The sequence below is a fragment of the Alkalimonas cellulosilytica genome (assembly GCF_036325985.1).
Taxonomy (GTDB): Bacteria; Pseudomonadota; Gammaproteobacteria; order Enterobacterales; family Alteromonadaceae; genus Alkalimonas; species Alkalimonas cellulosilytica.
Window position 1 is genome coordinate 1 of sequence record NZ_JAUHLI010000010.1, and the last position, 13712, is coordinate 13712.

14 protein-coding genes are annotated in these 13712 nt (G+C 52.7%); 10 read left to right on the plus strand and 4 right to left on the minus strand.

What is annotated here, in order from left to right:
- Positions 1-74 precede the first annotated feature (74 nt).
- Positions 75-449: a DUF4168 domain-containing protein gene (locus QWY20_RS10940; RefSeq protein WP_330129056.1), complete on the minus strand. Its 375-nt coding sequence runs from the start codon at positions 447-449 to the stop codon at positions 75-77.
- Positions 450-618: 169 nt separating this feature from the next.
- On the opposite strand from QWY20_RS10940, the gene QWY20_RS10945 reads away from it, so the two are divergent.
- The 5 genes from QWY20_RS10945 to QWY20_RS10965 all read left to right on the plus strand — a co-directional run bounded on the left by QWY20_RS10945 (position 619) and on the right by QWY20_RS10965 (position 6351).
- On the plus strand, positions 619-2121 hold the full coding sequence (locus tag QWY20_RS10945; RefSeq protein WP_330129057.1) for an ATP-binding protein: 1503 nt from the start codon (positions 619-621) through the stop codon (positions 2119-2121).
- Complete coding sequence (locus QWY20_RS10950; protein WP_330129058.1) at positions 2118-3512, plus strand: sigma-54-dependent transcriptional regulator; 1395 nt, start codon at positions 2118-2120, stop codon at positions 3510-3512. The genes QWY20_RS10945 and QWY20_RS10950 overlap by 4 nt, the downstream gene beginning before the upstream one ends.
- Positions 3499-4302 carry a kinase gene (locus QWY20_RS10955; RefSeq protein WP_330129059.1) on the plus strand — a complete coding sequence of 268 codons (804 nt, stop codon included), beginning with the start codon at positions 3499-3501 and terminating at the stop codon, positions 4300-4302. The genes QWY20_RS10950 and QWY20_RS10955 overlap by 14 nt, the downstream gene beginning before the upstream one ends.
- A 51-nt stretch (positions 4303-4353) precedes the next feature.
- Positions 4354-5484 carry an SLC13 family permease gene (locus tag QWY20_RS10960; protein WP_330129060.1) on the plus strand — a complete coding sequence of 377 codons (1131 nt, stop codon included), beginning with the start codon at positions 4354-4356 and terminating at the stop codon, positions 5482-5484.
- A gap of 90 nt (positions 5485-5574) precedes the next feature.
- The gene (locus tag QWY20_RS10965; RefSeq protein ID WP_330129061.1) at positions 5575-6351 is read left to right on the plus strand and encodes a peptidylprolyl isomerase; all 777 of its coding nucleotides are present in this window, start codon (positions 5575-5577) and stop codon (positions 6349-6351) included.
- A gap of 85 nt (positions 6352-6436) precedes the next feature.
- Here QWY20_RS10965 and QWY20_RS10970 read toward each other — a convergent pair whose 3' ends face one another.
- Positions 6437-8188 carry a hypothetical protein gene (locus QWY20_RS10970; RefSeq protein ID WP_330129062.1) on the minus strand — a complete coding sequence of 584 codons (1752 nt, stop codon included), beginning with the start codon at positions 8186-8188 and terminating at the stop codon, positions 6437-6439.
- Positions 8189-8442: 254 nt separating this feature from the next.
- Here QWY20_RS10970 and QWY20_RS10975 point away from each other — a divergent pair, with 254 nt between their 5' ends.
- Positions 8443-9138 (plus strand): nucleotide-binding protein, encoded by a 696-nt coding sequence (locus tag QWY20_RS10975; protein WP_228613706.1) that lies wholly within the window; start codon positions 8443-8445, stop codon positions 9136-9138.
- 76 nt (positions 9139-9214) lie between these two features.
- A complete protein-coding gene (locus QWY20_RS10980) occupies positions 9215-9451 on the plus strand; it encodes a replication protein RepA (RefSeq protein WP_330129063.1) in 237 nt (78 codons plus the stop codon).
- A gap of 44 nt (positions 9452-9495) precedes the next feature.
- Here the strand turns inward: QWY20_RS10980 and QWY20_RS10985 are convergent, their stop codons facing one another.
- A complete protein-coding gene (locus QWY20_RS10985; protein WP_330129064.1) occupies positions 9496-9924 on the minus strand; it encodes a DUF3010 family protein in 429 nt (142 codons plus the stop codon).
- A gap of 39 nt (positions 9925-9963) precedes the next feature.
- On the minus strand, positions 9964-10329 hold the full coding sequence (locus tag QWY20_RS10990) for a hypothetical protein (protein ID WP_330129065.1): 366 nt from the start codon (positions 10327-10329) through the stop codon (positions 9964-9966).
- 132 nt (positions 10330-10461) lie between these two features.
- On the opposite strand from QWY20_RS10990, the gene ccoG reads away from it, so the two are divergent.
- The 3 genes from ccoG (at position 10462) to QWY20_RS11005 (ending at position 13679) form a co-directional block, all read left to right on the plus strand.
- Positions 10462-11913: a cytochrome c oxidase accessory protein CcoG gene (ccoG, locus tag QWY20_RS10995; protein ID WP_330129066.1), complete on the plus strand. Its 1452-nt coding sequence runs from the start codon at positions 10462-10464 to the stop codon at positions 11911-11913.
- Between the two features lie 50 nt (positions 11914-11963).
- A complete protein-coding gene (locus QWY20_RS11000; RefSeq protein WP_330129067.1) occupies positions 11964-12959 on the plus strand; it encodes a serine/threonine protein kinase in 996 nt (331 codons plus the stop codon).
- 81 nt (positions 12960-13040) lie between these two features.
- The gene (locus QWY20_RS11005) at positions 13041-13679 is read left to right on the plus strand and encodes a thiol:disulfide interchange protein DsbA/DsbL (protein WP_330129068.1); all 639 of its coding nucleotides are present in this window, start codon (positions 13041-13043) and stop codon (positions 13677-13679) included.
- Positions 13680-13712 lie beyond the last annotated feature (33 nt).

Consider the following 13712-nt stretch of genomic DNA (forward strand, 5'->3'; position numbering starts at 1 on the left):
CCGGCATGGCAGGGTTTGGGTAATGGGTTCCCGACCACAATCAACGTCAGGTCGGGAAACAGGCAAGCAGCTGTTTAAGAGTCTGCGCGCGACATGCTAAGAATACGATCACGCAGTTCTTCATCCTGCTGAGCTTGCTGAGCGATGGCGTTGTATTCGGCTGCGGTCAGGCCGGCAGATTCGACTGCTTCGACCATTTCATTTTGGGCTTGCTGCTGTATTTGCTGGGCTTGCTCCGCACTTTCAGCGCTCTGAAATTCCGCTTCGTACTTGGCACCAATCTCACCGATGGCATCCATCGCCATGGTGAACTGCAGCAGCTTGGCTTCGGTGATTTCAACCTGTTGCTGCTGTTGTGGCTGCATTGCAGCCGGATCGGCCTGTGCAACACTCAGGGTGACAGAGGCAGAAAAAGCGGCCAGACAAAGGGCAAGGGCAGTTTTCTTCATAATGGTACTCCTTTGGTTTGAGTTCGCAAAGACTACTGCCAGAGGCGTGCCAACTCGACAGAAAAACAATAAGCAACTGATATTAAACAACAATAAACAACATCTCCGTTTGATGTCATAGCAACCCCAATTAAATTGTGTATACTAGTGACACACAATAGGGGGCAATGTGACATTTTTATCCAATCTACGACGCTGGCCACAAGCCAGTTTGCAGCGACGCTTATTGCTGTTTGTGGTACTGCCGATGCTGTTGCTGGTCGGGCTGGCGATTCGTTTTGGCCTGGCTTTAACCAGTGAGTTAGTCAGCAATAGCATGCGCACTGACTTGGAGCTGATTGGCCGTGCGATCCGGGTACCGATTAGCGATGCACTGCTGCAGCAAGATCTGGTAGCCATCAATGCTCATCTGGAGTCGGTGTTTACCATAGGCCGGGTCTACGGTGCTTCGGTGTACAACACCGATGGTCGTCTGGTTGCTGCGACCGGAGTGACAGAGCGCGACCTGTCCGACAGCGAGCTGGCTTCGGAGGTGGTGCGAACCGGTCTGCAGCAGGATGGTTACCACTCGGTATCCGGCCAGTCACTATTCTCACATTTTTTACCGGTGATTGATCGCAGCGGTCAGATCCATGGCTTGCTGCAGATCAGCCGTAAAGGCAGTGATTTCGAGCAAAGCCTCAGTCGGATGTCAACCCTGGCCTGGATGAGCTGGGTCGCAATGGCACTAGTTAGCCTGTTGATTATGTGGCGCGGTCATCAGCGTGCCATCGGCCAGCCGGTGCATCAGTTGGTGGACAGCATGCGTAAGGTCGCCGCCGGCAATAGCAAGCACCGCGCTTCACTGGAAGGCCCGGCCGAGCTGGCCGAAGTCGCTGCTGGTCTCAATCAAATGCTGGATGATATGGCAGAAGCGCAACAACAACTGCTGAACCAACAAGAACAGCAACAACGAATGCAACAACAGCTGAAGAAGCAGGAAACCATGGCGGCTATTGGCCAGGTGGTCAGTGGCGTTGCACATGAGCTTGGCGCACCGCTCAGTGTGATTGATGGCCGGGCACAGCGGTTGCTGCGCCTGCAGCAAGACGAAGACAGCCAGCGCCAGCTGGATGCCATTCGTGGCCAGGTGCAGCGACTGAGCCGGATGGTGAAGCAGCTGCAAGCTTTTGCCCATACCCCGGTTGCCAGCTGGCAAACGATCTCTTTGCCGGAGTTGCTCCAGCAAGCGCTGACCAGTATCAGCTTTGAACTGCAACCCGGTGATGCCGAGCCCCGGCTGCTGGCTCCCTGCCCGGCACTGGTGCTAACGCTGGATCCGGATCGCTTCGAGCTGGCACTGGTCAATGGCCTGCGCAATGCGGTGCAGGCCGCCCGCTCCGAAGTGCTTATTCAGGTGATTAGCGATCCGCATTCCTTAACTATTTTGATTGAAGACGACGGGCCCGGCCTGCCGACAGGCCAGGCAGCAGCCGATGTGATGCAGCCTTTTGTCTCCACGAAACCGCAAGGCCAGGGCACCGGCCTTGGCCTGGCTATCGTGCAGCAAATTCTGCAGGAACATCAGGGCAGTGTGCAACTGTCTAACAAAACGCAACCAAACCAAGAGGTAACAGGTTGCCGCCTAAGCCTGACCCTGCCATTCGATACCATGAAGGAGCCAAAGTCATGACATTCTCACCCCACCAGCTGGCGATTGTGGAAGATGATCCGGCCCTGCTTGAGTTATTGCAGGAGGAACTGACCGGCCAGGGGTATCAGGTAACTGCCTTTGCCCAGGCGGAAGATTTGCTCGCAGTACTGGCAGAGCACTCTTTTGCACTGGTGATCAGCGATATTCGACTACCCGGTATCAGCGGCCTGGAGCTGCTAAGCCGCATCAAGCAACTCACCAATCCACCGGCACTGTTGCTGATCACTGCCTTTGGGACCGTGCGACAGGCCGTTGCTGCTTTAAAACAGGGTGCCGACGACTTTCTGACCAAACCGCTGGACCTGGATCACCTGACATTGTCCGTACAACGCTTGCTGGCCCACCAGGCACTGCAACGCGAGGTCAAGCAGCTGCGGCAACAGCAACAGGAGAGCCCTGATGGCATCACCGGGATGGTTGGTAAAAGCCGTGCCATGCGCCGGCTGTACCAGCACATTGCCCAGGTGGCACCGGCCCAGGGCGCCGTGCTGATTCTGGGAGAAAGTGGCAGTGGTAAGGAGCTGGTTGCTCAGGCCATTCACCGGCAAAGTGCCCGCAGCGAGCAGCCGTTTATCGCCGTCAACTGCGCCGGCATCCCGGCCGAACTGATGGAGAGCGAGTTTTTCGGCCATGCTGCCGGTGCTTTTACCGGTGCCCGTAACGCCCGCCAGGGCCTGTTTAAAGAAGCCGATGGCGGCACCCTGTTGCTGGATGAAATCGCTGAAATGCCATTGCTGCTGCAAGCCAAATTACTGCGGGTCTTGCAGGAAGGAAAAATACGCCCGGTGGGCAGTGATCAGGAATACAGCATTGATGTACGTATTCTGGCTGCTACCCACCAGGATCTGGAGCAAAAAGTCGAGGCGGGTAGCTTTCGTGCCGACTTATTTTACCGGCTGGAAACCTTTAGCTTGCAGGTACCACCGCTGCGTGAGCGGGCCGATGATCTGGAGCTGCTGGCCGATGTCTTTTTACAAAAGCTAAAGCAACAGCAACCCAAAAATGTGCAGGGCATCAGTCCGGAAACACTCGATTGTCTGTACCGCTATCCTTTCCCCGGCAATGTGCGGGAATTGCAAAACGCCATTGAGCGCGCTTTTACCTTCGCCGATAGCACAGAGATTCAGCCGGCAGATTTGCCCGGCCGTATCTGCAATTATCAACCAGAGACCAATCAGCCTCACCAAAGCCACACCAGTTGGCCCAGCCTGCAGCAATTGCAGCGCAACTATGTACAGCAGGTACTGCAACACACTGCAGGTAACAAACAAAAAGCGGCTCAGTTGCTTGGCATTACCCGCCGAACCCTGTACCGCTGGCTGGAGCCGGCAAGCAGCGATAGCGAAGACCCTGACCATGCAGCGAAGTGATACCAGCCCGGCTTATCAGCAACTGCTGGATCAGCTCTGCAGCCATTTGCTGGCCTTGCCCAAACCAGTCGTAGTGGGCCTTAGTGGTGCTCAGGGCAGTGGCAAGAGCACGCTGGCCCGCCTGCTCACCGAGCAGCTCACGGCTTTAGGCCTAACTACGGCTACCGTATCGCTGGATGATTATTACCTGAGCAAAGCATTGCGCCAGCAACTGGCAGAGCAGGTGCATCCACTATTGGCCCAGCGGGGTGTACCAGGCACCCACGCCATTGACAGAGCCATTGCCGATGCCAACAAGGTACTCGCAGCAAAGCCGGTGCAGCTGCCTTGTTTTGATAAAGCTCTGGATGAGCCAGTCGCTGACCGGCCGCAGCAACAGCTGCAACTGCTGATCGTCGAAGGCTGGTGTCTGGGACTTAGCCCACAGAGTGCGCAAGAGCTTGACCAGCCACAGAACAGCCTGGAGGCCAGCGCTGATCCGACCGGTCAATGGCGACACTTTATCAACCAGCAATTGGCCGGCGCTTATCAGCAGTATTGGCAGTTACTCAAGCCACTGATCTGGCTGCAGGCACCGGATTGGGAGTCGGTCTGTCGCTGGCGGGCCAAACAAGAGCAGCAACTGTGGCAACAACATGGTCAGGGCATGACGAAGCAGCAGCTTGAGTACTTTATGCTGAGTTTTGAACGCTTAACCCGCGCCAGTTGGCAGCAGTTGCCTTGGCTGGCCGACCTTTGCATACCCCTGGATCACCAGCAACAGCCACAACTGTCATCCATTGGTCATTAGGCAAAGTCGTTTCGATTTTGTACAATTCCATTTCGCCATTGCGGAGTGACTATGCGGCTGATCCGACACCTGTTATCCCGACTCACCGAGGACCTGCTGTTATTGGCTTTGCTGCTGGTACTGCCATGGCTGCTATGGCTGGTTCCCAGCAGCCCGGCAGCGCTGCTGCATCTGGTAGACTGGACCACCATCACCGCCTTGGCTGCCTTGATGTTGCTAAGCCGGGGTTTGGAAGACAGTGGCTATTTGACCCGCTTTGCCGCCTGGCTGTTACGGCAAGAACATTCGCAGCGCCAACTGGCGGTGGTGCTGGTGGTGTTTGCAGCGCTGCTATCGGCAGTGATTACCAACGATGTAGCGCTTTTTGTACTGGTGCCTATCTGTCTCAGTCTTGCCAGGCTGAGTGGTTTACCCGTTGGCCGTTTGATTATTTTTCTGGCGCTGGCAGTCAATGCCGGCTCCAGCATCAGCCCCATCGGCAATCCGCAGAACCTGCTGCTGTGGCAGGCATCCGGCCTTGGTTTTTTGCAATTCTTGCTGATGATGCTGCCACTGGCTCTGGCACTCACCCTGCTGTTGATGCTGCTCAGTTATCTGGCCTTCCCATCCAGCCGTTTGTCCTTACCAGCCAGCTCTGTGCAACCACAGCAGCATAAAGAACTGTTTCGCTGGTCACTGCTCGGCTATCTGCCAGTGATTGCAGCCATTGAGCTTGGCTATGCCCCGGCAGCTGCCGGGCTGGTGCTTGTTAGCTATTGGCTGAAAGCCAAAAACGTGGTGCTTGGTATCGACTGGTGGTTGCTGCTGATTTTTGCACTGATGTTCATTGATTTAGGCTTGCTGGCACAGTTGCCACTAATGCAGCAACTGGCGACCTCCTCGCTGGAACTACCGGGTGGGGCTTTTACCGCCGGCGCCTTATTATCGCAGCTTCTGTCGAATGTGCCGGCAGCAATCTTCCTGCAAAACTTTACCGACGACTGGCGGGCACTTAGCTGGGGGGTGAGTGTGGGTGGCTTTGGTCTGGCTATTGGTTCGCTGGCCAACCTGATCGCACTACGGCTGGCAAGACAACCCGGGCTCTGGCGGGAGTTTCATGCCTGGTCCATCCCGCTCTTTTTTATCAGCGCCCTTACAGGTGCTTTGTTATTGGCAATCGCTAACGGCTGTTGCGTTTGGTAGTCTTTGGTTATTAAGTGTTACGGCAACTGGCTGCCAACACAAGCTCTGCAGTATGCTGATACCCTTCATGTATCGCAAATGGGTTTATTGATGAAATTAGTACGTTTTTTGCTGCTAGCCAGCAGTGTTATTTTCACCGGCTCCATCCAGGCAACCATTGTCGAATTCCGAACCTCGTTGGGTAACTTTGAAGTCAATTTGTTTGACGAGATCACCCCCCAAACGGTAGAGAATTTCCTGCACTATGTCGAAGATGAAAGCTATCACAACAGCGTGATCCATCGCCTGATACCGGATTTTGTGGTGCAGGGAGGCGGTTTTGCCTACACTGGTGAGCTGCCACTGAGCGTGATACCTGCCAAAGCGGCGGTGCAAAATGAGCCCAAACTGTCGAACCGAAAAGGCACCATCGCCATGGCTAAGTTGGAAAACCGTCCCAACAGCGCCACGAACCAATGGTTTTTCAACTTAAAAGACAACCATGCAGGCCAGCCTCAACTGGATACCCAGAATGGTGGCTTTACCGTGTTTGGTCAGATTTCTGAACAAGGGATGGAAATATTGGAAGCCATTGCTGCGCTGCCGCGTTTTAATCTGGGCGGCGCAGCCAGCAGTATGCCGCTGCGCAATTACAGCACGGCCGATGCCGCTGCCAATAAACCCATCACAGCAGAAAATCTGGTGTTGATTGAAAGTGTGGTCATTGTCGATGCCAGAATTAACACGGCCAGCGGACTGAACCCGGTAGCCAATACCCTGATTGGCCAGCAACCACCGCCAGATAATTCTCAGGACAGTGGCGGCTCACTTTTCTGGCTGGTGTTAGGCCTGGCGGGGATCCTGCTGCTACGGCGCCAAGTGCCGTAACATTTAGGTGTGATTCACTGTTTATGCCCAGCGGGAAACCAACTCCGGCTGGGCACAATAAAGCAGCTTTCAGGTTGGGGCGCGTCTAAACGATCCCAGCCTTACTCAGTTGCTGTTCCAACGTAGCGATACGCTGTTGTGCCTGTTGGTTGGATAAAGTCAGCCGCTCGATGGTCGAGGTCGAGTTGTTCTTCACAAAGCTCAGTTGCTCCTCCATCTTCGCCAGTCGCTGTTGCAGCTGCTCTTTTTCCTGCAGGTACTGCTGCTGCGCTTCACGCAACTGCTTGTTCTCTTCCCGTTGCAACTTAATGGTTTCACGCTGACGGTTTTGATGGCCAGCCGTAACTTCACTCTGCTCTTTGAGCATCTGATTGGTATTCTGCAAGTGAGCAATTTTACTTTCCATCACCTGCAAGCGAGAGCGTAAACGTTGCAACTCTTGCTCTTGCTCGACGAACTCGTGCTGTGAACGCATTTCCGGCAACTTGGAAGACAGTTGCTCAATTTGCAGCGCTTGCTCTTTCAGTTGCTCAGCCATCTCGTTTTTGGCGGTAATCACATCTTCCAGTTGCTGCCTGGCATCATCCCGCTCCTGCTGCAATTGAGCCAGATTCCCTCCCTGAGTGGCCGCACTTTGCTCGCTTTCCTTGAGCTTTGCCTCCAACTGTTGGTATTGCTGGCTGGCTTCATCCAGCTTTTTCTGCAAAGCAGCGCTGGCTTGCTCTGATTTTTGCAGTTGCTGCTCAAGCACCGGCAGCTCTTGCTTTTGCAATGAGAGCTCTTTCTGGGTTTGCTCCAGCTTTTCTTCCAGCTGGTTGACATGCTCGGCATGCTTAGACCCTGCCTGCGACTGCAGTTCAGCATTGGCCATCTGCAGAGCATCCAACTTCTGCGCCAGCAACTCATACTGCTCGTCACCCTGCCGTTTTGCCTGCATCGCCTCATCGCGCTGTTGTTCTGCTTCAGCCAGTTGGTCTTTCACTTTGTTCAGCTCAGCCTGATGTTGCACCAGACTTTGCTGCAGTTCATTCAGGGCTTTCTGACGTTCAATCGCCAATTGCTGTGCATCGGTAAACTGCTGATGCAGATCTTCACTGTCTTCGGTAAGCTCGCGCGCTCTGTCGCGTAACTGGGCAATTTCTTGCTGCAGATCTTGCTGTTGTTGCTCCAGTTCTTCGATATGCAACTCCAGTTGCGACACCATAGCGTCATCGGCAACAGGCACATTGGTAGGTTCGGATGATGTCGTCACGTCAGTCTCTCTTGCTGCTTTGGATGGGCTAGCTGCCGGTTGGGCCGCCGTCTCTTTTTTATCTTTGTTCACATCTTGTTTTTTGATTGCCTGCTCAGGTGCTTTGTCTTTTTTGGGTTTGCTGCTGACCTCTGCAGCACGAACAATAGCATCATCCATCGACTTTGCTACCGGTTGGTCCGTTGCAGCTTCTGAGGCTGGAGCATCTATTACCGGCACTTCTGGCTCGGCTTTTTGCTTTGGCTCAGTGGGTGAACTCTCGCTCACTCTGGCATCGGACTGATCAGTGCCAAAAGCAGAGCTTGTCTCTTTCATCATTTTTTTGCTGAAATTGATCATCTTACTGAAAGAGCCAGGAACTTTTTCGGTCAGGGCACTCAAGGATGGAAGCCCCATGCCAGAAGATGACGAATCCTGCTTGCCTTGCTGAGGAACGTATTGGGTTTCACTGCACCAATGATCAAAATGCACCACTATGCTGGAGCGACTGCCATCCAGATGTTTTGCCAAAAGATCCAGGGTGATGATTTGACCTTCCCGCTGCAACCGCTCACACACTGCTTTCACTTCGCTGTAATTTGCCATTGCTTACCCGCTCTCACTTGCTACCACTGAGCATTATAGAATACTTCGTTTTTGTAGAAACAGGAAACCTTTCCTGCATGTTTTTTGCTCATTTATTACATCAGGTACACAGACCAGCACGCCATCGAGCATGGCCTAAGTCATTAAAAAGAAAAAAGTCAGCCTGATTCGCTGAATGCTTATTTAGCACCTATACTCCAGTATAGGCCAATTTACAGGCCGTTGTCTGTTCATTGCAACATGAGGAAAGGCTGATGATTCTGTTGGTCGGTGGAGAAAAAGGCGGTAGCGGTAAAAGTTGCCTGGCGCAGAATATCGCAGTGTACTTTACCCGGGAAAAACAAGCCAATGTGATGCTGGTGGATTGTGATCCACAGCGCACCACATCGGACTGGGTTCAGGAAAGGCATTTGAATCCAGACTTACCCTGGATTAACTGCGTGCAGATGTATGGCAAAATCCGTTACGAATTAAAAAGTCTGGAAATGCATTACGATGTGGTGGTGGTAGATTGTGGCGGCCAGGACAGTGTGGCTCTTCGCTCTGCCATGGTGGTTGCCAGCCATGTGCTGCTGCCGCTTCGGCCCAAACGACGCGATTTGAAAACACTGGAGCACCTGGAAGATCTGGTCAGCGCCAGCAATGTGGTCAACCCTGATATGATTGTCGGCTGTGTCATGACACAATGTCCATCGCTGCCGAATCAGGCGAATCGTATTCTGGATGCCAAAGAAGTGTGCAAGTCATTCAATTTACGGGTGCTTGAAGCCATCACCTACAGCCGTAATATTTATGATGACAGTGAAGAAAAAGGCTTATCGGTGATGGACATCGACCCGGATGGCAAAGCTGCTGTAGAAATCCGGGATATGATTACTGAACTGCTGTCGATGAAGGCGATACAAGAAGATGGGGCTGAGGGATCTGAGAAAAAAGTCTACGCCGTCTGAAAAACGGTCTGTAAATGTAGACGACTTTATTGAAGACGCAAACAATTATGCCATGGGCTTGCCCAAGGTAGTGAGTTTGCGTCAGCTGCTGCCAGACGAGGAGAGCGGGCCGCGTCTGCCTATGCGTCATGCCACTTTTACGCTGAGCCCGGAAGCGATTGAAGCCTTAAATCAGTTAAGTGAAATGACTGGTGAGGCAAAATCAAAGATTGTCCGGCATCTGGTGTTGCAAGCCATTCAGCAAGCCAGCGCAAGACCAGATGTTGTGGTTGAACCCGTAACACCACCACCCGGGAAAACAGGCTCGAATTAGTTTTCATCCCGAAGTCCGGAGTAGCGCCTCCGGATGAAAACTAATTATTCTTTTCGGTGCAACCAGGCGTAGGCCGTTTCAAAAGCAGTTTGTTGAAACCCCTTCAGCCCTGTCGCTTTAAAATCAATCAGCAGTGGGTTACGGCTCAACTGCTCTTTAATGTGCTGGCTGGATACCAGAGTCACTTCAACATCGGGCAGCAACTGCAGCGCAGCCTCAATTTTAAAACCAATGGCACCCCCGGCAAATTTTCCTTTTTGCGGCCGCTCTTTAATCACCACCTGGCCGACCTGATAGTCCTGCAAGAATTTCTGTAACGTAAACTGAAACTTGCGCATGGCCTCAGCGTCTTTGTCGTGCTGCAACACAAAACGTTGCTGGCGACAATCCGGCAACTGAAATAATCCCTGCTCCAGTGTCATCAGACAAATAATGGCTTCATTACTTTTTATTTCTATGCCACACACACGCATCAGTGTCTCCTAAAGTAATTTATTTGATGTACCGCAAGCTTATTGCCGCATCAGAATGTCATACTGACTGTCGATAATGCCACAGGCTTTGCGCAGTGGTTCGCCAAACAGCAGCGGATTAAAGTCGCCATCGATGCAATAACGTTGCCTAAATAGCAGCAACTCTTGCTTTGAAGACGCAGCCCGTTGCAACTGAGCGCGCTGGCCTTCACCCAGTTCTTTCCCAAGCTCAGTAAACAGGCGATCGATGTTGCGAAGTGCCTGAGCTTCACCAGAGCGGCTGGATGCACCCCCTATCTGGTAAAACTGGTCAATCAGTTTTTCTTTGTAAGGACTCACTCTGGGATGATCCGAAAATGTTGCCAATAGCAGAATCACCAATAAGATCAGTATAAGCGGTTTCATGAATACACCTTACCCGAAACAGTTGACCTGATCATACCCGATTGCAGAGGGGATTGTCTGCATCGCCACAAAGTAAAAGCGCTGTTCCTGAACAGCCACCAAAGAAGTGATATACTGCAGGCTGGTTGCCTGATGACGAATACCATGGCCGAGGTGAGCGTGACTGACAAAATTGATGTAAAAAATATCCCGGTAGACGTACAGCTGCACAAACCAGGAAAAACAACGCCGGGTCGTTATCCATCCCGTGATCGCATCTATGTGCGTGCTATGAAAGGCATGCATCAGGCCATTCGCCGTTATATGGGCTTCTTCTTTATGGGCCTTTTTATGCTGCTGCCTTGGCTGCGTTACAACGGCGAGCAAGCCATTTTACTCAATATCGCCGAACAAAAATTCAGTATCTATGCCCTGACCCTCTGGCCGCAGGACTTCACCATTTTGGCCTGGATTTTTATCATTGCCGCTTATGGGTTGTTTTTTGTCACCACCTTCTATGGCCGGGTCTGGTGTGGCTATTTGTGTCCGCAATCGGTCTGGACCTTTATCTTCATGTGGTTTGAAGAGAAAATTCAGGGCAGCCGCAACCAACGCATGAAGCTGGATCAGCAGCCGTGGAGTTTCAACAAATTCAGTAAAAAATTTCTTACCCACCTCTGCTGGGTGGCCTTTGCCCTGTTCACCGCCTTAATTTTTGTCGGTTACTTCACGCCGATTGATCACCTGTTTTTGAATTTCTTTACCCTGCAAGCCGGTTTCTGGGCCACGCTGGCGGTGCTGTTTTTTACCTTCTGTACCTATGGCAATGCCGGCTGGATGCGTGAAATCATGTGCACTCATATGTGCCCATACGCCCGTTTTCAATCTGCGATGTTTGATAAAGATACCTTCACGGTGGCCTATGATGAACGCCGCGGCGAAACCCGGGGGCCGCGCAGCCGCAAAGATACCGATTACAAAGCCAGGGGCCTGGGAGATTGCATCGACTGCAACCTGTGTGTGCATGTCTGCCCCACCGGCATCGATATCCGCAATGGCCTGCAGTACGAATGCATCAACTGTGGTGCCTGCATCGATGCCTGTGATGATACCATGGAAAAAATGGGCTATCCGAAAGGCCTTATCAGCTACACCACGGAAAACCGCCTGCAGGGTAAAGGCGCTCATATCCTGCGCCCCAAATTACTGGGGTATTTCGCGGTACTGCTGATTGGCTGTCTGGCTTTTGCCTATACCCTGCACAGCCGGCAACCGCTGGAGTTTGATATTCTGCGTGACCGCGGTGCCTTGTTCCGGGATACCAGCGAAGGCTGGGTCGAAAACACCTATACCTTGCGTGTTATCAATAAGTCGCAACAACCACAAACCTTTGTGTTCTCAGTCTCCGGTCTGGAAGATGCCCGCTGGATAGGCCCAACCGAGCTGACCGTGGCCGGTGGTGAAACCGCCAGTCTGCCCATCAGCCTGGCCGCTGATCCCTGGGAGCTGGCGCAGCCGGTCACCGATATCACCTTCACCGTGCGTGTAGAAGGACAACCGGATATTGAAGTGTCGCAAACCAACCGCTTCTTCTCCAGACGTTAACTCATGCTATAGTCGCTGCATCTTTTGCCTGCAGCGACTATGGGTTCTCAATGTCTGACTTTTGCTTTGCCGACTTAACACCGGATACCGTGCTGGATGCGCTGGAAGAACTTGGCATGGCCATCGACTCCGGTTTAACAGCGCTCAACAGTTTCGAGAACCGGGTCTATCAGTTCCGTGGCGAACTGGCTGGTTACCCACAGATCCAGCGCTGGGTGGTCAAGTTCTACCGGCCTCATCGCTGGAGCCTGCAGCAGCTGCAGGAGGAGCACGACTTTACCCGGGAACTGTTGGCCGCCGATGTGCCGGTAGTGGCCCCCGTCAGCCTCGATGGTCAATCGGTGCTGCCCTACGCCGGTGGCTATTTTGCGCTGTTTCCAAGCCGGGGGGGCCGCTCGCTCGAAACTGACAACGAAGAACAATTGGCACAGTTGGGTCGTTTTCTTGGCCGGTTGCATCAGGTGGGTAAAAGCAAAGCCTTTCAATACCGCCCAGCCTTTAGTGTTGAAACCCATCTGCAACAAAGCCGGCAGGTTCTGCAGCAATGTCCACAGATCCCATCGCATATGCACACGGCATTTTTTACCGTGCTGGATCAGGTCATTGCCGAGGCAGCCAACCAATACCAACCTAAAGCACTCATCCGGGTGCATGGCGATTGCCATGCCGGCAATCTGTTCACTGATCAACAAGGGCCGTTTTTTGTTGACTTGGATGATTGCCGAATGGGCCCGGCCATCCAGGATCTCTGGATGATGCTGTCCGGGGAGCGCTCCGATCAATTGCTGTATCTGGAAACCATGCTGGAAGAGTACCAGCAGTACTGCGATTTTAACCCGGCAGAACTGAAACTGATCGAACCGCTGCGGGCTATGCGTATGACTCACTACATGGCCTGGTTAGCCAGGCGCTGGGATGATCCGGCCTTTGCAATGAACTTTCCATGGTTTGCGACAGACAAATACTGGGAGCAACAGACATTGGTGCTAAAAGAGCAGTTGTTTCAACTGCACCAACCTCCCTTGTCGCTGCAACCTGGTTTTTAATCGGCCAGCCATGGGCAAATTCGTGCTTTTTTGCTAGGCTAGGCCGACACAACTGTCGTATTTTTTGAAGGAAACCCGAGAATGAAAAAGCTGTTCGCTTTCCTGTTTACTGCCGTATTGCTAAGTACTCCGGCATTTGCCCAAACCTTTGTAGAAGGCAAACACTATGAAGTGATTGCTGAACAGGCCACCAGCAAACCCGAGTTTAAAGAATATTTTTCTTTTTTTTGCGGTGGTTGTGCCTCGATTGAACCTTTGGTGCAGCAAATAAGCGAAAGCCTGCCAGAAGGCGCGCAGTTTAAAAAAGTGCATGTAGACTTCGTACGGGGCGCTGCACCGGAAGTGCAAAATACTCTGGCCCGGGCCTATCTGGTGGCTAATGCACTGGAAAAAGGCAATGTGTTTTCTACTGCTGTGTTTAACCATATTCACCGTCAGCGCCAGCAAATCCGTAACGACAATGATGTTCGCTCCATCGCTTTAGGGGTGGGGATCAGTGCTGAAGACTACGACAGCCGCATCAACAGCTTCTCGGTCCGGATGGGTGCGACTGTGATGCGCAATGAACAAAACGAACTGTCGCGTTCACGCGTGCTGACCGGAGTGCCTACCTTTGTGGTGAACGGCAAGTACAAAATCAACAATGCCAGCTTAGATAACCGCAACTTTGCTGCCGAACTGGAGCAACTGGTCGATTACCTGCTGCAAAAGACCGGTTAATACTTCATCACCAGGCCGTGCCAACGGCCTGGC

Coding starts and splice junctions, on each gene's coding strand:
- QWY20_RS10975 (WP_228613706.1), top strand. CDS start 8,443: ATGATTCTGTTGGTCGGTGGAGAAAAAGGCGGTAGCGGTAAAAGTTGC.
- QWY20_RS10960 (WP_330129060.1), top strand. CDS start 4,354: ATGCGGCTGATCCGACACCTGTTATCCCGACTCACCGAGGACCTGCTG.
- QWY20_RS10965 (WP_330129061.1), top strand. CDS start 5,575: ATGAAATTAGTACGTTTTTTGCTGCTAGCCAGCAGTGTTATTTTCACC.
- ccoG (WP_330129066.1), top strand. CDS start 10,462: ATGACGAATACCATGGCCGAGGTGAGCGTGACTGACAAAATTGATGTA.
- QWY20_RS10990 (WP_330129065.1), bottom strand. CDS start 10,329: ATGAAACCGCTTATACTGATCTTATTGGTGATTCTGCTATTGGCAACA.
- QWY20_RS10950 (WP_330129058.1), top strand. CDS start 2,118: ATGACATTCTCACCCCACCAGCTGGCGATTGTGGAAGATGATCCGGCC.
- QWY20_RS10955 (WP_330129059.1), top strand. CDS start 3,499: ATGCAGCGAAGTGATACCAGCCCGGCTTATCAGCAACTGCTGGATCAG.
- QWY20_RS10985 (WP_330129064.1), bottom strand. CDS start 9,924: ATGCGTGTGTGTGGCATAGAAATAAAAAGTAATGAAGCCATTATTTGT.
- QWY20_RS11000 (WP_330129067.1), top strand. CDS start 11,964: ATGTCTGACTTTTGCTTTGCCGACTTAACACCGGATACCGTGCTGGAT.
- QWY20_RS10940 (WP_330129056.1), bottom strand. CDS start 449: ATGAAGAAAACTGCCCTTGCCCTTTGTCTGGCCGCTTTTTCTGCCTCT.
- QWY20_RS11005 (WP_330129068.1), top strand. CDS start 13,041: ATGAAAAAGCTGTTCGCTTTCCTGTTTACTGCCGTATTGCTAAGTACT.
- QWY20_RS10970 (WP_330129062.1), bottom strand. CDS start 8,188: ATGGCAAATTACAGCGAAGTGAAAGCAGTGTGTGAGCGGTTGCAGCGG.